This is a genomic window from Mycobacterium innocens, assembly GCF_900566055.1.
Lineage (GTDB): Bacteria > Actinomycetota > Actinomycetes > Mycobacteriales > Mycobacteriaceae > Mycobacterium > Mycobacterium innocens.
In genome coordinates this window covers 23,783-41,762 of the sequence record NZ_UPHQ01000048.1, presented here as the reverse complement: position 1 = coordinate 41,762, position 17,980 = coordinate 23,783, and the positions used below count along the sequence as shown (strand labels likewise).

Sequence of the window (17,980 nt, the reverse complement as noted above, 5' to 3'; positions counted from 1 at the left end):
GATGACCCACCAACCGTGTGAGGTCGCATAAGTCAGCGTGGGCGCTCGGCACTCCTCACAGCACACCGCGCACTCCGGCCAGGTCTTCTAACGCCAGCAACCACCGGCGACAATGCCCCACGCACCACCTATGACTTGACACGACCTACAGCCAGCTAGCGCGCCGCTGATGTAATTGCCCCGAGCCCCTTCGACGGCCCGCAGTGATCTGGCCTGACACCATCGACACGTGACTGCCGACCTCCACGTCCACCGTTACGGTCCCTCCGGCCCTGTGCAGGTGCTGACGATTCACGGAGTCACCGAGCACGGGCGGTGCTGGGAACTCTTGGCCGATCGCTTGCCCGAGGTCACCATCGCCGCACCTGATCTACTGGGTCACGGCAGGTCATCGTGGGCGGCCCCGTGGACCATCGATGCCAATGTGTCGGCGCTGGCCGCACTGGTCGATGAACAGGCCGACGGACCGGTTGTGGTGGTCGGACACTCGTTCGGCGGTGCTGTCGCGTTGCGGCTGTCGGTGGCCCGTCCGGATCTGGTAGCAGCGCTGGTGTTGCTCGATCCGGCGGTCGGTCTGGATGGATCGCGGGTACGCGAGGTGGTCGATGGGATGGTGGCGTTCCCCGACTACCCCCACCCGGCCGCGGCGCGCGCGGAGAAGGCGACGGGAGCCTGGGCCGATGTGGACCCCGCTGTGCTCGACGCCGAACTCGCGGAGCACCTCGTCGCGTTGCCGAGCGGACGGTTTAGCTGGCGGATGAGTCTGCCGGCAATGGTGTGTTATTGGAGCGAGCTCGCTCGGGACATCGTGCTGCCTCCAGCCGGAACCCCGACAACGCTGGTGCGTGCGGGGCGGGCGGATCCGCGGTATGTCAGCGACGAGCTCGTCGCCGTCCTCGGGCAACGGCTGGGAGCCGATCTTGTGCTGCACGAATTCGACTGCGGACACATGGTGCCGCAAGCCAAGCCCGCCGAGGTTGCCGCCCTGATCCGCCAGCAGCTGGCAACGCCCTCGCCATGGCATCGGTGACCGACGAGGAGATCGAGCGGGTGCGTGCGCTGGTTGCCGCCATACCGCCCGGCAGGGTCGCGACCTACGGTGACATAGCGTCGGTGGCGGGACTTTCCAGTCCGCGCATCGTCGGCTGGATCATGCGGACCGACTCCGCGGATTTGCCATGGCACCGGGTGATCACCGCCTCCGGACGTCCGGCGCGGCACTTGACCACGCGGCAATTGGAGCTGTTGCGTGCCGAAGGTGTGCTCAGCACCGACGGCAGGGTCCCGCTGGGCCAGGTGCGGTACGAGTTTCCACCCGGGCTGTCAGAGCATTAGCCGGACCAGCGCCGCGGTGCTGGCCAGACCGGGAAACGCCTCGGCTGTGGAACGCGGGTGCAGCGCATGCACCGCCAGCCGAAACATCAACGCGCGCAATAACATCTGTGGCCATTCTGGCAGCGCGCTCCACCGCTCGATGAGCCCGTCGTCAGCCTCTCCCCACGACAGCGCATCCACGACGACCACCCCTGCCGCCCACGACGCGGGCCGCCAGTACGGCGTGATATCGGTGATCCCGGGTGCCGCTGCCCCCACGAAAAGCACTGTGCCGTACAGATCCCCGTGCACCACCTGGTTGGGGCTCCTGGTCGGCTTGCGCAGCGTGGCAAGCTGATTGATCAGATCGATCGATCGCTCGGTATCCGCCGTCGGTGAAGACGACCGGGCACCGGGCGGAATGGACTGCAGCGGCCGTTCCTCCCATGCCGCGCGGTCGGCGGCGATGAAGACGTCTACTTCCGCCCAAGGCGTCGTGGGCCCCTGGGTCAGGAAGCGTGGCCGTTCCAGCTTGCTGGTGGCCTCGTGCAGGCGTACCGCCGCCGAGACGACTTCATCGTGTCGGGCCTCCGGAGTGCCGGCGACGAAAGTGTCTGCCCGCCAGCCGGAAACCACATACCGGCCGTCGGTCGAGCGAACCGGCCGGGCCAACCGGACCCCGTCGACAAACAAGGTTTCGCGCACCCGCGCCGACCAAGCCGCGCGGGCGTGGTCGGCCACCATGGACAACACCACTTCGCCACACCGCCAGCCGCCTTCCCAGCTGGAACCCAACGAGGCGGGCTGCACACCGGTCAAACCAAACGCCGCCAGTACGTGCTCGGGCGGTGGCTCGACACTCACACGGGTCAGCCTAGTCGGGCGACCCGCCATATCCGAGCGGGTCGACACGACCCGCTGAGGAGCCCGACAAATGGGTTCACTACCGGCCGTCTGGACCAGCGGTCGGTATCCGGCTCAGTACATCACCATGTCGGGCTGCATTTGCCTGGCCCACGCCACGATTCCGCCCTGCAGGTGGACCGCATCGGAGAAACCTGCCTTCTTCAGCGCGGCCAACGCCTCGGCGGAACGCACACCCGTTTTGCAGTAGAGCACCGGCATCCGGTCCTGGGGCAGCTTGGCTAGACCCTCACCCGACTTGATGGATGACTGCGGGATCAGTGTCGCTCCGTCGATATGCACGATGTCCCACTCCACGGGCTCGCGGACGTCGATCAGCGCCAGCTTCTTGCCGGAATCCATCAGCGCGCGCAATTCCCGCGGGGTGATCGTCGATCCGCTGGCCGCGTGAGCGGCATCGTCGAACACCACGCCGCAGAACTGTTCGTAATCGACCAGTTCGGCGATCTTGGGCGTCGACGGGTCCTTGCGGATCCTGATCGTGCGGTAGGTCATCTCCAGCGCGTCGTAGATCATCAACCGGCCCAACAGTGTCTCACCGAGCCCGGTAATCAGCTTGATCGCTTCTGTCCCCATCACCGACGCGATCGAGGCGCAGATGATGCCCAACACGCCGCCTTCTGCGCAGGAGGGCACCATGCCGGGGGGCGGCGGCTCCGGGTACAGGTCACGGTAGTTGAGCCCCAGCCCGTTGGGCGCATCCTCCCAGAACACCGACACCTGGCCCTCGAAGCGGTAAATGGAACCCCACACGTACGGTTTGCCGGCCAGTATCGCGGCATCGTTGACCAGATACCGGGTGGCAAAGTTGTCGGTGCCGTCCAGGATCAGGTCGTATTGCCTGAACAGGTCGACGGCATTGCCGGGCTCGAGCCGGTACTCGTGCAGTTGCACGTCGATCAACGGATTGATCGCGACGATCGAGTCACGTGCCGACTGGGCCTTGGACCGTCCGATGTCGGCGACGCCATGAATGATCTGGCGCTGCAGGTTGGACTCGTCGACGACGTCGAAGTCGATGATGCCAATGGTGCCGACGCCTGCGGCAGCCAGATAAAGCAGCGTCGGTGATCCGAGCCCACCGGCCCCGATTACCAGCACCCGTGCGTTCTTGAGTCTCTTCTGCCCGTCGACACCCAGGTCGGGAATGATGAGATGGCGACTGTAACGGGCCACCTCTTCACGGCTCAGCGCCGGTGCGGGCTCAACTAGGGGCGGCAGCGATGTCGACACCGAACATCTCCTCTGTGCAGGTTGTCAGGGCACTGTCAGGGCATCGTCTAACACCCATCACAGCAGCTGTCCGAATCGACGGCAATCAGATCAACACCCACGCCGGCGGTGTTGTTTCCCGGGGTCGCGTCATCGGCCCGCTGCACCGGCTTTTCGAGCGTCGAGCGTGCGGTGGCAGCGCCGGGCCCGTGGTCAGGCGATCGGGTATGGCCAGGGATTGAATCGGCAAGTCTTGCCGTCCGCCTTCACCCATTCGGGGTCGAACTTGGCTGCATCGTCGTCAGATGTGGAGAACGTCTGCTGCATCATCACCGGCGCCAGTCCACCCTGCTTGTCACAAGGCTCGTGACGCAGGTACCCGATGGCGTGGCCGACCTCGTGGTTGATCACGTACTGCCGGTAGGACCCGACATCGCCTTCGAACGGGACGGCTCCGCGCACCCAGCGAGCCTCGTTGATGAAGACGCGCCCTTGCCGGTCCGCTCCGAAAGACGGGTTGTAACAGGAGGTCTCGAGCCGGAACTCGTAACCGCACCCTTCACGCACCGTCAACGGTGACACCAGGGAAATGCGGAAGTCGGGCTTTGCCTTGTCGGTTCCGTCGATCCGGACGAACCCAAATTGCGGATCGTGGGTCCAGCCTTTGGGATTGGCCAGCGTCTGGTCAATCATTTGGGCGAACGCGCTGTCGCCGCCGTACATCGTCGGATCCAGCCCGTTCTCGATCTCGACGGTGTACTTGAAGACCTTTGCCGTACCCTGCCCAACCTGCGGCGTGGTACCCGGAACCACGCGCCACGACTTTTCGCCCCCTTCGGTGAAGGGGCCACCATCGGGCAGTGTTCCGGCCGGCAGGTTGGCATCGAATGCGGCCAGACCGCGAGGCGGCGTATCGATGATCGCCGTCCCCACCGAACCGATGGAGGGCGGGTCATGAGTGGTGGCGGCCACCGCCGACCTGGGTGACGTCGTCCCAGTCACCGTCTGATACACCACCACGGCGGTGAGCACCATCAGGAATGGCAACGCATACGCGCGCCAACCGTAGGTCGACACGAACCGCCCCAGCCAGGTTTGTTTGCGCCATTGGCGCGGCCTGTCGCGGTCAACGCGCGGCCGTCCGGCGGCCTGCCCGAGCGGGTCACGCTGGGCCCGCAGCGGTTCACGCCACGGCTCGCGCAGCACCGGCACCCGAGCGGTGCCGCCCGGCGGGCGGGTGGACGTCATTTCCCCAGGATGGCACAGTCGGCCGTGACTGCCACCCCTGGCGCGCCCGAATACGCCCGCCGGACCCCTTCAACCAGCGTCGACAATGTCTGCTTGGATGTCTGTTCGGATCGGCGGGCGCCTCGGGTAGTAATGTCTTGCGATAAACCGTGCGGGCGCGGGGATGGCAAGTTGCCCGCGAATCAGCACGATCAGATTGAGGACCGATGAGCGATCTCGCCAAAGCTGCACAACGGCGTGCCGTCAGATCGGCCGACCGGATGCGGCCGGTGGAGGTTTCGGCCCAGAACCGCAAAGGCAATCGGCTGCCCCGCGATGAGCGCCGTGGCCAGTTGCTTGTCGTGGCCAGCGACGTCTTTGTCGACCGCGGATACCACGCCGCCGGGATGGACGAGATCGCCGACCGCGCAGGTGTCAGCAAACCTGTTCTGTATCAGCACTTTTCGAGCAAGCTGGAACTATATCTGGCGGTACTCAAGCGGCATGTGGACAACTTGGTATGCGGCGTCCAGCAGGCGCTGCGCACCACCACCGACAACCGCGGACGCCTACACGCGGCGGTGCAGGCATTCTTCGACTTCATCGATCACGACGGCCAGGGGTACCGGCTGATCTTCGAGAACGACTATGTCACCGAGCCCGAGGTCGCCGCGCAGGTGCGCGTTGCCACCGAATCATGCATCGACGCGGTGTTCGCCCTGATCAGTGAGGACTCGGGCCTGGACCCGCACCGCGCCCGGATGATCGCGGTGGGCTTGGTCGGCATGAGCGTCGACTGCGCCCGGTACTGGCTGGATTCCGATCGCCCCATTTCCAAATCGGACGCCGTCGAAGGTACCGTGCAGTTCGCCTGGGGCGGTCTGTCGCACGTGCCGCTTGCCCGCTCCTAGCTCCGCGCGGCTTCTGCGCCGATTCCGAACCCAACCCGGCGGGCGTCGGCGACGCCGATCTCGACATAGGCGATCTTGGCGGCATCGATCAGGAACCGACGGCCCCGGTCGTCGCTGAGGCTCAGCAGACCCGAATCCTCACGCAACGCCGCGCTGACGAGTTCTTCGACCTCATCGGGGGTCTGTGTACTGGCGAAGACCAGCTCGCGCGGACTGTCCGTGATACCGATCTTGACCTCCACGGGGGCCCCTTCCGTTGGTATTGAAGTCGCAGGCGTCTCAGTCAGCAGGCTAGTAGACGCTCTCGGCGCCGACCGCACCCCCAGCCCCTAGCGCCATCATCACGATTGGGTCTAACTCGGCTCGACACGCCAACCGGCACCGGGCCGTTGCCGTGGGCGTCGATAACATCAGCCTCATCAGCAACATGTATCACATCCTGTACCGGGATTCTCGTGACTTTCGAGATTCTCGAGACTCTCGTGACGTCCGGGACTACCCGGACGAGGTAAGCCATGCCGCCGAAGCCGACGACTACGGCTACGACTACGACGACGACGACGACGACGACGGCTACTACGACGGCTACCAGGACGACGGCTACGGCGAGCTGGTCTGGTCGACCGAGAGTCGGTGGCGTCCGGTCGCCGCAATCCTCGGCGTGGTGGTGGCGCTCGGCGCCGTCGCGACCGCAGTCATCATCAACAGCGGCGACAGCGCCACGACAAAAGCGACGGTGGGGGCGCCAGTGGGAGCGCCAACGCCCCGGACGGTGGTCTCCACCACGCCGCGGACGACGGCCCCACCCAGCACGTCACCGAGTCCCCCGCCGAGTACAAGCGCACGGCCCAGCACGTCGGCGCCGCAACTGGCCCCCGAGACCGTCACCACGGTGACGATTCCCAGCGCTGCGCCGACGCGAATCCCGACCGCCGCGCCGCCACAGCCGGGCACACCGCCGTCGGCCGCGCTGAGTCCCCGTGCCGTCTTCTACAGCGTGACCGGGACCAAGCAACTCCTCGACATTGTCAACGTCGTCTACACCGACGAGCGAGGCTTTCCCGTCACCGAGTTCAATGTGGCGCTGCCGTGGACCAAGATGGTGGTGTTGAACCCCGGCGTGCAGACCGAGTCGGTGGTCGCGACCAGCATCTACAGTCGCCTCAACTGTGTGATCGTCAACGCCCAGGGTCAGCCGGTCGTGGCGTCGACCACCAACTCGATCCTGGCGACGTGCACTCGCTGACAGCGGTCAGGCCAGGCCGAGTTCGCGCATCCGTTGGTCGTGTGTCTGCTGCAGACGTTCGAAGAAGGCGCTGAGCTGGCCCAGGCCACCGGAGCCCGCTACCACCAAGTCGACCAGTTCGTCGTGGTCGGCCAGCAGCAATTGAGCTTGCGTGATTGCCTCGCCCAGGAGTCGGCGTGACCACAGCGCAAGCCGGCTGCGCTGTTTGCCGCTGGCGGTGACTGCCGCACGTACCTCGGCGACCACGAACTGGGAGTGCCCGGTCTCAGCCAACGCCGCCCGCACCACGTCGGCAACCTCGTCGGGTAGTGCGTCGGCGATCTGTAGGTACAAGTCCGCGGCCAGCGCGTCACCCACGTAGGTCTTCACCAAGGCTTCCAACCATGTACTCGGCATCGTCAGCCGGTGGTAGTTCTCCAGTGCCGACACGTACTTCGACATCGCCCGTACCACGTCGACACCCCGACATTCCAGGGCATCGCGCAATAGCTCGTAGTGAGCCATTTCGGCGGCCGCGATGCTGGCCATCGAGATCCGCCCCTGCAGATTCGGCGCCATCCGCGCCTCGTCGGTCAGCCGATAAAAGGCCGCCACCTCGCCGTAGGCCAGCAGCGCGAACAACTCGTTGACGCCGGGATGGTCCGCCGGTAACCGTGGCCTGGTCGAATCGGCCACCTGATCGGCGGATGTGGGCGAAGTCATGGCAACACTCTAGTCGCCGGAATCACTCGCACACCGCTGGCAGTTGGCCAACCAGCTATCATGGGATTTGGTAGTGGCTGGATCTGTGCTGCTACTACCGGGAAATGTGCGTGCACGTAGCTGCGCCCGCCCAGATCGAGCAGCGGGCCGGCCTCTCGGCGACATATCGGAGTCGGAACTCGTGCGCGCGATGAACCGCGACAAAGAAGTACCGACACCAGTCCGATACTCGTCACCGAAAGGCTCTTCACCCCCCTAATGACTGCACTTAAAAGCACAACCGAACACAGCTTTGCCCAACTCGGAGTCCGCGACGGAATTGTGCGCGCACTGCGGGAAAAGGGCATTGAGCACCCCTTTGCTATCCAAGAACTCACCCTGCCATTGGCACTGGCCGGCGAAGACGTGATTGGCCAAGCCCGAACTGGCATGGGCAAGACTTACGCGTTCGGCGTGCCACTGCTGCAGCGCATAACCTCCGACACCGCAGTGCGGCCGCTCACCGGCACCCCCCGGGCCCTGGTGGTGGTGCCCACCCGAGAGTTGTGCCTGCAGGTAACCGATGACTTGGCCACCGCGGCCAAGTACCTCACCGCCGAGGAAACCCGTCGGTTGGCGGTGGTCTCCATTTACGGCGGGCGTGCTTACGAGCCCCAGGTCGAGGCGCTGCGCGCCGGCGCGGACGTCGTCGTGGGGACCCCGGGCCGGCTGCTGGACCTGTCCCAGCAGGGCCACCTGCAGCTGGGCGGACTATCGGTGTTGGTGCTCGACGAAGCCGACGAGATGCTGGACCTGGGCTTTCTACCCGACATCGAGCGCATCCTGCGGCAGATCCCGGCCGAGCGGCAATCGATGCTGTTCTCGGCGACCATGCCGGACCCGATCATCACCCTGGCCCGCACCTTCATGGTCCAGCCGACACATATCCGAGCCGAGGCACCGCACTCCCTGGCCGTGCACGACACCACCGAGCAGTTCGTCTATCGTGCCCACGCCCTGGACAAGGTGGAGCTGGTCAGCCGGATTCTGCAAGCCCGGGAGCGGGGCGCGACGATGGTCTTCACCCGCACCAAGCGCACCGCCCAGAAGGTTGCCGACGACCTGAACGAACGCGGTTTCGCGGTGGGCGCCGTGCACGGTGATCTCGGGCAGGTGGCCCGCGAGAAGGCGCTCAAATCGTTCCGCGCGGGCGAGATCGACGTCTTGGTCGCCACCGACGTGGCCGCACGCGGGATCGACATCGACGACGTCACCCACGTCATCAACTACCAGTGCCCCGAAGACGAGAAAATGTATGTCCACCGCATCGGGCGCACCGGCCGGGCCGGACGCACCGGCGTCGCGGTCACCCTGGTCGACTGGGACGAGCTGGACCGCTGGACGATGATCGACAAGGCACTGGGCCTGGGCTCTCCCGACCCCGCCGAAACCTACTCCAGCTCACCGCACCTGTATGCCGAGCTGTCCATCCCGGCCGAGGCCGCGCCCACCGTCGGTCCCCGGCGCGGATCGCAGCCCAAGCGCCGCGCCACCGATCAAGAAGGCCAGCAGTCGGTAACCGCTCGCTCCGGCGCGAGGCGTCGGCAGCGTACCCGCGGCGGCAAACCGCTCACCGGACACCCCGCCACGGGCCCGGCGAATGAGGCCGTCGCAGAGCCGGGGTCCGGTTCCGGGTCGAGTTCCCCCTCGGCGAACGCCGGGAGCACCCGGCGCCGGCGTCGACGCCGCAAGCCCGCCTGCGTCCCGGACAACGCCACCGCCCCGGCCAACTGAGGCCGACGCTCGAGCATGGTCAAACCGGAGCGGCGCGCCAGGGGCGATGTGCTGGCCGCCGCGGCCATCGTCGTGGTCGTCGCCGTGGCCGCGGCACTGATCTGGTGGACCAGCGACGCCCGGGCAACCATCAGCCGGCCGGCCGCGACTCCGGTGCCCAACCCCACGCCGGCCCGGGAAGTCCCGGGCACACTGAAGCAGCTCTGGAGCGCGCCCAGCCCCGCCAGCCGGGTACCCGTCGCGGTCGGCGGGACCGTGGTCACCGGCGACGGACACCACGTGGACGGGCGAGATCCGGCCACCGGTGAGACGCTCTGGAGCTACGCCCGCGACACCGACCTGTGCGGGGTGACCTGGGTCTACCGCTACGCCGTCGCCGTCTACCGCGATGACCGCGGTTGCGGTCAGGTCAGTACCATCGACGGGTCGACCGGACGCCGCGGTCCCGCCCGCAGCAGCTACGCCGACCCGCGGGTTCGCCTATCCTCCGACGGCACGACGGTGTTGTCGGCCGGCAATACCCGCCTGGAACTGTGGCGATCCGACATGGTCCGGATGCTGTCCTATGGCGAGACCGACGCCCGGGTGAAACCGTCAAACCGGGGTCTGCACTCCGGATGCACGCTGGAATCGGCCGCGGCCAGTTCGTCATCGGTGGCAGTTCTCGAGGCTTGCGCCAACCAGGCCGATGTGCGGCTGGTCCTGCTACGCCCGGGCAAGGAAGAGGACGAGCCGGAACAGCGGATCGTGCCTGAACCCGGAATTCGGCCGGGATCGGGCGCTCGGGTGCTGATCGTCTCGCAGAACAACACCGCGGTGTACTTGCCCGGTGAATCCGGCGCGCAGCCACGAGTCGACGTGATCGACGAGACGGGGACCACCGTGGCGAGCACACTGCTGCCCAAGCCGCCGTCACCTGAGGCCACGGTGTCGCAGAGCGGCAACCTGGTGACTTGGTGGACCGGCGATGCACTGCTGGTTTTCGACGGCGGCAAACTGACCCAGCGCTACACCATCGCCGCCGGCGAGACGGCGGCGCCGGTAGGACCCGGGGTGATGATGGCAGGTCAGCTGATCGTGCCGGTTACCGGCGCGATCGGTGTCTACGATCCGGTCAGCGGCGCCAACAACCGTTACATCCCGGTGGACCGTCAGCCGAGCGGCTCGGCGGTGATCCCGGTGGTGGTGGGATCCAGGGTGATCGAGCAGCGTGGCGACTCCGTGGTGGCCTTGGGCTGAACCCGGCGCCCGTCGCCATGGGCGAGGAGACGCACAATCGCACAGTGCCGGCTCTTGGGATGCGATTCGGCGTCTGTTCGCGCAGCTAAATCTAAAGCTCCACAGCGAATGTGGGCAGCGGCTTGCCCGACTTCCAGTGCTTCAGTAGCGCCTGGGCCAGGTCGCGATAGGCCACCGCTCCCTTGTTCTTGCGCCCGGCCATGACCGACGAGCCCGATGCGCTGGCCTCGGCGAAGCGCACCGTGCGCGGAATCGGCGGGGCCAGCACCGGCAGGCCGTAGCGATCGGCGACATCGAGCAGCACGTCGCGGGTATGGGTGGTTCGGGAGTCATAGAGGGTAGGTAGTGCCCCCAGCAACCGCAGATTCGGGTTGGTGATCTGCTGAACGTCAGCAACGGTGCGCAGGAGCTGTCCAACACCACGGTGTGCCAGCGTCTCGCACTGCAACGGAACAATGACTTCGTCGGCGGCCGTGAGTCCGTTGAGCGTAAGCACCCCCAACGACGGTGGACAGTCGACGATGACCACGTCGAACTGGTCGGAGAATTTGGCCAGCGCCCGCTTGAGCGCATACTCCCGGCCGGCACGCATCAACAACATCGCTTCGGCGCCGGCCAAGTCGATGTTGGCCGGCAGCAGTGCCATTCCTTCCATGGTGGTCACCAGCGCGGTGTTCGGCTCCACTTCCCCGAGCAGCACCTCGTGCACGGACACCGGTAGCTTGTCGGGGTCCTGGCCAAGCGAGAACGTCAAACAACCCTGCGGATCCAGATCGACGAGTAGCACCCGCCGACCCTTATCCACCATCGCCGCGCCGAGCGAGGCGACCGTCGTCGTCTTGGCCACCCCGCCCTTCTGGTTGGCCACCGCCAGTACCCGGGTCTCTGTCACAGTGCCATCCTGGCACGTACCCGGCAGTCTGGTAGGGGCGACGGGTCCGGCATGTCGTCCGGCACAATCGGTCGGCATGGGCATACACGAGCACCGGCTGCTGCTGGTCCGCCACGGCGACACCGAGTGGTCAGATTCGGGCCAGCACACCGGCCGAACCGATATCGAGCTGACCGAAGCCGGCCGGATACAGGCTGAGCTGGCCGGAAAGGCTCTGGGCGAACTCGATCTCGACAACCCACTGGTGATCAGTAGCCCACGTAAACGGGCGCTGACCACCGCCGAGTTGGCCGGGCTGACGGTCGATGAGATATCTCCACTGATCGCCGAATGGGACTACGGCGCCTACGAGGGGCTGACGACCGCCCAGATCCGCCAGGTCGAACCAGACTGGCTGGTGTGGACGCACGGATGCCCCGACGGTGAGAGCGTCGCGCAGGTCAGCGAGCGCGCTGACCGTGCTGTCGCGCTGGCACTGGAACACCTGGCGTCACGCGACGTCGTGTTCGTCGGCCACAGCCACTTTTCGCGGGCGGTGATTACCCGCTGGGTCGAGCTACCGCTCGTCGAGGGCACCCGCTTTTACATGCACACCGCTTCGGTCAGCATCTGCGGGTTCGAACACGGGATACGCCAGCTATGTGCGCTCGGAGTGAAGGGGTATCCCGGCAATTGAGCCCCCTTGAGCCGCCCTTCGCGCTGTGCGGACCCGGACGAACTCTGGTCGCCGACGGGGTGCGGACACGTTACCGCGACATACGGGCGGCGCAAGCGGCGCTGCGCTCCGGTTCTGCGCCGATGATATTGGGCGCGTTGCCTTTCGACGTCAGCGAACCGGCCGCGTTGATGGAGCCGACGAGCGTTCAGCGCCTCGAGGCGCTGCCCGGCTGGCCAACCGGCGCGCTGTCGGCGGTTCACATCAGCTCCGCCGTTCCGCCGCTCGCCGAGCACCGCGCCCGAATCAGCTATGCGCGGGATCAGCTTGCTGCACTTGATAATCCGCTGCGCAAGGTGGTGCTGGCCCGGGCACTGCGGCTTACCGCCGACGCTCCGCTGGACGCCCGCGTCATCCTGCGCAGGTTGGTCGCGGCCGACCCGGCGTCCTACGGCTATCTCGTCGACCTGAGCGCCGCCGGCGACGATTATCTGGGGTCGGCTCTGGTGGGCGCCAGTCCGGAACTGCTGGTCGCGCGATCCGGTGACCGGGTCAGCTGCCAGCCGTTCGCCGGGTCAGCCCCCCGCGCTGCCGACCCCGAAATCGACGCCGCCAATGCGGCTGCGCTGGCCGGCTCGGCCAAAAACCGGCACGAGCATCAGTTGGTTATCGACACAATGTACGCGGCCCTGGAACCCGTCTGCGACGACCTGGAAATCGCATCCGAGCCCCAACTGACCCGCACCGCGGCGGTCTGGCACCTATGCACACCAATCACCGGTCACCTGCGCGACACCACCACTACCGCAATCGATTTAGCGCTGGCGCTACATCCCACGCCCGCCGTCGGCGGAGTGCCGACAAGCGCCGCCGGCGAGCTCATCGCCGCGCTGGAAGGCGACCGCGGCTTCTACGCGGGCACCGTGGGTTGGTGCGATGCGCGCGGTGACGGCCGCTGGGTGGTGTCCATCCGCTGCGCTCAGCTGTCAGCGGATCGTCGGACCGCGATCGCGCACGCCGGCGGCGGGATCGTCGCCGAATCCGATCCTGATGACGAAGTTGAGGAAACCACAACGAAATTCGCGACGATGCTGACTGCATTGGGAGTGCAGCAGTGACCGAGAACATCCGCCGCGCCATACCGGACGACATCGCCGATATCGTGGCCATGGTTCACGATCTCGCGGAATTCGAGCGCGCCGCCGATCAATGCACTGTCACCGAAAAGCAAATGTACACAGCGCTTTTCGGCCCATACCCGACGGTTCGAGGACACGTCGTCGACAGCGACGGTCAGATCACCGCGATGGCGTTGTGGTTTCTGAACTTCTCCACCTGGGACGGTGTCGCCGGCATCTTTCGCCGAAGATCTCTATGTGCGGCCAAGCTTTCGCCGCCGTGGCCTGGCCCGCAGGCTGATGGCCACACTGGCCGGTGAATGCCTCGACAACGGCTACACGCGGCTGTCCTGGGCCGTGCTGAACTGGAATTCCGATGCCTCCGATGCCTTCGATGCCTCCGATGCCGTAGCCCTCTACGACGGGATCGGTGGACAGCCGCAGCGCGAGTGGACCAACTATCGGCTGTCCGGGCCGGACTTGGTTGCGTTGGCTGGACCGCGGTGATCGCTGCCGGCCACCCAGCGCAGCGTTGGAGGGCTGAAGAGCAGTACCAGAACCGTCAGCGCCACGATCGCTACCGGGATCCCGAACGCCGGCTGCCGCGAGCCGACGCTCAGATACCATGCCACCGGCAGCAGCAATAGCTGGGTGAACACGGCCACGCCGCGGCCCCAGCGTTTGCCGACCACCAGAGCGCTGCCGCCGGCCAGCACCCCGCCACCAATCAGCACGAACCAGACCGCGGTTCCGAGCCCGTTGACCACGTGTTGATCGGCCCCGGCAAGGCCGCGCACCACCAACACCGCGGCCGTCACCAAGGCCGCTGTGCCCTGTACCACGACGATCAGTCCGGCGCCGCGCACGGTAGTCGGGGCACGAAAAGTCACAGCCCTCAGCGTAGTCACAGCAGCGTTGGCGGACCGTCGGCCCGCCCAGGCTGGGCCATGGGCGGGCCACCGTCCGCCCATCCCGTCACATAGGTCGCAATTTCCACTTGAGTCTCTATACCCGCGGGCACACATTTTGCCTCCGTTACCGCCCCGCATCGTCGCACGGCACAGCCCAATTGCCGCGCTCCTCAACGGGCCCCACCGCCCCGCATCGTCGCACGGCCTAGGCTCATGCCTCATGCGCGCCGTGCTGATCGTCAACCCCACCGCCACTTCCATCACACCGGCCGCCCGCGACCTGGTCGCCCACGCGCTCAAGAGCCGGCTGCAACTCACTGTCGAGCACACCAGCCACCGCGGTCACGGGGCCGAACTCGGTCAAGCGGCCGTTGCCGCCGGGGTGGACGTGGTTGTCGTGCACGGCGGCGACGGCACGGTAAGCGCAGTGGTCAACGGCATGCTGGGCCGCCCGGGATCGACCCCGTCGGGCCCCATACCGGCGGTCGCAGTGGTACCTGGTGGCTCGGCGAACGTCCTGGCCAGAGCGCTGGGGATGGCGCGCGACCCGATTGCTGCCACCAACCAGCTCATCCAGCTGTTCGACGATTACGGCCGGCGTCCACAGTGGCGCCGCATCGGGCTGATCGATTGCGGTGACCGGTGGGCCGTGTTCAACACCGGAATGGGCGTTGACGCCGAGGTTGTAGCGGCCGTCGAGGCCGAACGCAGCAAGGGTGGCAAAGTCACGGCCTGGCGCTACATCCGTGCCGCGGTTCCCGCCGTGCTGCGCTACCGGAATCGCGAACCCGTTCTTACGCTGGAACTTCCGGGCGGTGAGCCGATTCCCGGGGTGAGCTTCGTCTTCGTGTCCAACTCGAGTCCGTGGACCTACGCAAACGACCGGCCGGTGTGGACCAACCCCGGCTGCACCTTCGAGTCCGGCCTGGGCGTGTTCGCCCTCACGACCGTGAAAACGATCCCGACGCTGCGCATCGTTCGGCAGATGTTCGCCAAGAGGCCGAAGTTCGAGTTCAAGCACCTCATCACCGACGATGACGTGGCTTGCGTACGAGTCACCAGCACCGCGGCGCCAGTTGCCTGTCAGATCGACGGGGATTACCTCGGCGAGCGTCAAACCATGACCTTCCGGGCGGTTCCCGACGCGTTGGCGGTGGTAGCCCCGCCCCCCAAAAAATGGTTCTGACCTGCGGCGATCCAAGTTGTGACAGCCTTGGGACGCAAATGTGGGGCGCAATCGGGAGGCAGTGTAGTACAAATGAGTAAGGGCTTTGGTAAGAGAACGTCAAAGTGAGATAGCCCACGCGCTCAGGTAACACTATTGACATCTGTTGAGCCTGTGAAACGATCAAAAGGTTGCATGCAGAGACATGTAGGGGTACGGATACCTTTCTTGTGCACGCGTTAAGCCAGGAAATACGCCCGTGCGCCTTGCTGCGCATTTAGTGAGGAGTAGTGACTAATGGATTGGCGCCACAAGGCGGTCTGCCGTGACGAAGATCCGGAGCTGTTCTTCCCGGTAGGGAACAGCGGCCCGGCGCTCGCGCAGATCGCTGACGCGAAATTGGTCTGTAATCGGTGCCCGGTAACCACGGAATGCCTCAGCTGGGCCCTGAACACCGGCCAGGACTCGGGCGTCTGGGGCGGCATGAGCGAAGACGAGCGGCGCGCGCTGAAGCGCCGCAACGCCCGGACCAAGGCCCGCAGCGGAGTCTGACGACTCGGTAGCACAGCTGTGCGGCCCCGGCAAATGTCGGGGCCGTATTGTTGCGCGCTCATTGCACCATCAACCGGCCACGCCGCCCGATCGGCACCCGCAACACCACATCGGTTCCGCGCTCGGCAGCCTCACGCATACCCAAGGAACCGTCCAACTCCGCTGAGACCAGCGTCCGCACGATCTGCAAACCGAGGCTGTCGGACTTCTCCAGGTTGAACCCTTCGGGCAAACCCCGTCCGTCGTCGTGAACCACGACATCGAGCCAACGCGCCGAGCGCTCGGCTCGTATCGTCACAGACCCACCTTGAGCGGCAGGGTCGAACGCGTGCTCGATCGCGTTCTGCACCAATTCGGTGATCACCATGATCAGGGCCGTCGCGCGGTCGGAGTCCAGCACACCGAGGGCACCTACCCGGTTGATGCGGATCGGCCGGTCCACCGACGCCACGTCGTTCATGATCGGCAAAATCCGGTCGATGACCTCGTCGAGATTCACCTGTTCGTCCACCGACATCGACAGCGCGTCGTGGACTAAAGCGATCGACGACACCCGACGCACCGACTCGATGAGAGCTTCCCGACCTTCGGCATTGGCGGTCCGCCGGGCCTGCAGCCGCAGCAGCGCCGCTACCGTTTGCAGATTGTTCTTCACCCGGTGGTGGATTTCCCGGATCGTCGCGTCCTTGGATATCAGGGCCCGGTCTCGCCGTTTCACCTCGGTGACGTCGCGGATCAGGATGGCGGCACCGGCGCTTGCGCCGTGGACCATCAGCGGCAACGTCCGCAGCAGCACCGTGGCACCGCCGGCGTCGACCTCCATCCGCATACTGGGCCCGCCGGTCAGCAGGTCGCGCACATGCTCGGCCACCTCTTCGGCCTCGAACGGATCCGAAATCAGCGGCCTGGTGACCTCGACGAGGTTGTGTCCCTCCAATTCCGTGGTCAGGCCCATCCGATGGTAGGCCGACAACGCATTGGGGCTGGCGTACGCGACGACACCGTCGACGTTCAACCGAATGAAGCCGTCACCTGCCCGCGGAGTCGAACGCGACATAGCCACGTCCCCGACGTCGGGAAATGTGCCTTCGGACAGCATGTGCAGTAGGTCGATAGCGCACTCCCGGTAGGCCGTCTCCAGGTGACCGGACGCTCGTTGTGCCGCCACCGCCGTTTGATGCTGCGTCAGCACCGCCACCACCCGGCCGCCATACCGCACCGGGGAGGCCGCAACGTTGGGGCCTGGCAGTTCGCCCGAATGGCATTCGGCATCGCCTTGCCATTTGGCGGCGCCTGACGTGAAAGTCTCCGCAACCAGCGGCAGCTTGTCGCCGGCGACGGCGGTGCCCACCGCGTCGGTCTGCAGCACCGTCGGCGCGGTGTTGGGCCGGCATTGCGCCACGCATACCAGCACGCCGTCGTCGCGACGAACCCACATCAAGTAGTCGGCGAACGACAAGTCGGCAAGGAGCTGCCACTCCCCCACCACCGCATGCAGGTGGTCGACGGCGTTGCCCGGCAGGACCGTGTGTTCGGCCAGTAGATCACCGAGAGTGGACATCAAGAACTCCCGAGTCGCTCCCGGTTGGCGGGTATGGGTCCAACGGCTAACTGATCACCGCGATGAGATCGCCGGCCTGAATGACATCGCCCACGGCCACGCTCACCTTGCTGACGGTGCCGTCGACCTCGGCCAGGACGGGAATCTCCATCTTCATCGACTCCAACAGCACCACGACGTCACCCTTACCGACTTGGTCACCTTCGCTAACCACGACTTCGAGCACGCTGGCCACGATCTCGGCGCGAACATCCTCGGACATCTTCACCCCACTCGTTCCGGCCATTTCCCATGCTGACTGCTGGGTCTATCGGGCTGTGATCAGCTCATGTATATCGAACCATAAGGCCTGCGAGGGTTGCGGCGCGCGGGCTACCGCAGCCGCGTCGGTGACAGCGTGAGACACTGGACCCCAACCGCGGGCCCGAGTTGCCCGCTTCTGAGCTCGATACGGAGGTTCGGTGATGGCCAAGCGTGGCCGAAAGAAGCGCGACCGCAAGTACAGCAAAGCCAACCACGGCAAGCGCCCGAACTCCTAGCGCGGCGACGATGCAGACCGCGTAGCGGTCTGAGGAGGA

General features: G+C 66.0%; 20 protein-coding genes and 1 pseudogene. 12 read left to right on the top strand and 9 right to left on the bottom strand.

Annotated elements, in window-relative coordinates:
• The first annotated feature begins 229 nt into the window (after positions 1–229).
• Positions 230–1,030 (top strand): alpha/beta fold hydrolase, encoded by an 801-nt coding sequence (locus tag EET03_RS05910; RefSeq protein WP_075543520.1) that lies wholly within the window; start codon positions 230–232, stop codon positions 1,028–1,030.
• Entirely contained in the window at positions 1,018–1,335 is a 318-nt protein-coding gene (locus tag EET03_RS05905) for an MGMT family protein (RefSeq protein WP_063468892.1), read from the top strand. Before EET03_RS05910 ends, EET03_RS05905 begins: the two co-directional genes overlap by 13 nt.
• Here EET03_RS05905 and EET03_RS05900 read toward each other — a convergent pair.
• From EET03_RS05900 to EET03_RS05890, 3 genes are all read right to left on the bottom strand, one after another.
• Entirely contained in the window at positions 1,324–2,178 is an 855-nt protein-coding gene (locus tag EET03_RS05900; protein WP_075543521.1) for a TIGR02569 family protein, read from the bottom strand. The two genes, EET03_RS05905 and EET03_RS05900, sit on opposite strands and share 12 nt — an antisense overlap.
• A 114-nt stretch (positions 2,179–2,292) precedes the next feature.
• A complete protein-coding gene (gene moeZ / locus EET03_RS05895; protein WP_075543522.1) occupies positions 2,293–3,471 on the bottom strand; it encodes an adenylyltransferase/sulfurtransferase MoeZ in 1,179 nt (392 codons plus the stop codon).
• Between the two features lie 192 nt (positions 3,472–3,663).
• On the bottom strand, positions 3,664–4,698 hold the full coding sequence (locus tag EET03_RS05890) for a DUF3152 domain-containing protein (RefSeq protein ID WP_063468894.1): 1,035 nt from the start codon (positions 4,696–4,698) through the stop codon (positions 3,664–3,666).
• A 206-nt stretch (positions 4,699–4,904) separates the two neighbouring features.
• Between EET03_RS05890 and fasR the strand changes: the two genes are divergently transcribed.
• Positions 4,905–5,588 carry an HTH-type transcriptional activator FasR gene (gene fasR, locus EET03_RS05885; protein WP_063468895.1) on the top strand — a complete coding sequence of 228 codons (684 nt, stop codon included), beginning with the start codon at positions 4,905–4,907 and terminating at the stop codon, positions 5,586–5,588.
• On the opposite strand, the gene EET03_RS05880 is transcribed toward fasR, so the two are convergent.
• Positions 5,585–5,830 (bottom strand): DUF3107 domain-containing protein, encoded by a 246-nt coding sequence (locus tag EET03_RS05880; RefSeq protein WP_063468896.1) that lies wholly within the window; start codon positions 5,828–5,830, stop codon positions 5,585–5,587. The genes fasR and EET03_RS05880 overlap by 4 nt on opposite strands.
• Positions 5,831–6,255: 425 nt before the next feature.
• Here EET03_RS05880 and EET03_RS05875 point away from each other — a divergent pair, with 425 nt between their 5' ends.
• The gene (locus EET03_RS05875) at positions 6,256–6,834 is read left to right on the top strand and encodes a threonine AND proline RICH protein (RefSeq protein WP_099194333.1); all 579 of its coding nucleotides are present in this window, start codon (positions 6,256–6,258) and stop codon (positions 6,832–6,834) included.
• 6 nt (positions 6,835–6,840) lie between these two features.
• Here the strand turns inward: EET03_RS05875 and EET03_RS05870 are convergent, their stop codons facing one another.
• Positions 6,841–7,536 (bottom strand): ferritin-like fold-containing protein, encoded by a 696-nt coding sequence (locus EET03_RS05870; protein ID WP_075543524.1) that lies wholly within the window; start codon positions 7,534–7,536, stop codon positions 6,841–6,843.
• Between the two features lie 258 nt (positions 7,537–7,794).
• Between EET03_RS05870 and EET03_RS05865 the strand changes: the two genes are divergently transcribed.
• Positions 7,795–9,309, top strand: a complete 1,515-nt coding sequence (locus tag EET03_RS05865) for a DEAD/DEAH box helicase (protein ID WP_099194012.1) — start codon at positions 7,795–7,797, stop codon at positions 9,307–9,309.
• 15 nt (positions 9,310–9,324) lie between these two features.
• The gene (locus EET03_RS05860) at positions 9,325–10,548 is read left to right on the top strand and encodes an Rv3212 family protein (protein WP_075543526.1); all 1,224 of its coding nucleotides are present in this window, start codon (positions 9,325–9,327) and stop codon (positions 10,546–10,548) included.
• Positions 10,549–10,639: 91 nt separating this feature from the next.
• On the opposite strand, the gene EET03_RS05855 is transcribed toward EET03_RS05860, so the two are convergent.
• Positions 10,640–11,440: a ParA family protein gene (locus EET03_RS05855; RefSeq protein WP_063468900.1), complete on the bottom strand. Its 801-nt coding sequence runs from the start codon at positions 11,438–11,440 to the stop codon at positions 10,640–10,642.
• A 76-nt stretch (positions 11,441–11,516) separates the two neighbouring features.
• On the opposite strand from EET03_RS05855, the gene EET03_RS05850 reads away from it, so the two are divergent.
• The 3 genes and pseudogenes from EET03_RS05850 (at position 11,517) to EET03_RS05840 (ending at position 13,720) form a co-directional block, all read left to right on the top strand.
• The gene (locus tag EET03_RS05850) at positions 11,517–12,116 is read left to right on the top strand and encodes an acid phosphatase (RefSeq protein ID WP_063468901.1); all 600 of its coding nucleotides are present in this window, start codon (positions 11,517–11,519) and stop codon (positions 12,114–12,116) included.
• A complete protein-coding gene (locus EET03_RS05845) occupies positions 12,080–13,213 on the top strand; it encodes an isochorismate synthase (RefSeq protein WP_099194011.1) in 1,134 nt (377 codons plus the stop codon). Before EET03_RS05850 ends, EET03_RS05845 begins: the two co-directional genes overlap by 37 nt.
• Positions 13,210–13,720, top strand: a pseudogene (locus tag EET03_RS05840) (GNAT family N-acetyltransferase). Before EET03_RS05845 ends, EET03_RS05840 begins: the two are co-directional and overlap by 4 nt.
• On the opposite strand, the gene EET03_RS05835 reads toward EET03_RS05840, so the two are convergent.
• Entirely contained in the window at positions 13,672–14,103 is a 432-nt protein-coding gene (locus EET03_RS05835) for a hypothetical protein (protein ID WP_075543528.1), read from the bottom strand. The pseudogene EET03_RS05840 and the gene EET03_RS05835 overlap by 49 nt on opposite strands.
• Before the next feature lie 241 nt (positions 14,104–14,344).
• On the opposite strand from EET03_RS05835, the gene EET03_RS05830 reads away from it, so the two are divergent.
• Positions 14,345–15,310 carry a diacylglycerol/lipid kinase family protein gene (locus tag EET03_RS05830; RefSeq protein WP_099194010.1) on the top strand — a complete coding sequence of 322 codons (966 nt, stop codon included), beginning with the start codon at positions 14,345–14,347 and terminating at the stop codon, positions 15,308–15,310.
• A gap of 276 nt (positions 15,311–15,586) precedes the next feature.
• Positions 15,587–15,841, top strand: a complete 255-nt coding sequence (gene whiB1, locus EET03_RS05825) for a transcriptional regulator WhiB1 (RefSeq protein ID WP_023371700.1) — start codon at positions 15,587–15,589, stop codon at positions 15,839–15,841.
• 58 nt (positions 15,842–15,899) lie between these two features.
• On the opposite strand, the gene EET03_RS05820 is transcribed toward whiB1, so the two are convergent.
• A complete protein-coding gene (locus tag EET03_RS05820; RefSeq protein WP_075543530.1) occupies positions 15,900–17,402 on the bottom strand; it encodes a sensor histidine kinase in 1,503 nt (500 codons plus the stop codon).
• A 46-nt stretch (positions 17,403–17,448) separates the two neighbouring features.
• Positions 17,449–17,664 (bottom strand): biotin/lipoyl-binding carrier protein, encoded by a 216-nt coding sequence (locus EET03_RS05815; protein WP_036391739.1) that lies wholly within the window; start codon positions 17,662–17,664, stop codon positions 17,449–17,451.
• A gap of 202 nt (positions 17,665–17,866) precedes the next feature.
• On the opposite strand from EET03_RS05815, the gene EET03_RS32925 reads away from it, so the two are divergent.
• Positions 17,867–17,941: a 50S ribosomal protein bL37 gene (locus EET03_RS32925; RefSeq protein WP_003416889.1), complete on the top strand. Its 75-nt coding sequence runs from the start codon at positions 17,867–17,869 to the stop codon at positions 17,939–17,941.
• Positions 17,942–17,980 lie beyond the last annotated feature (39 nt).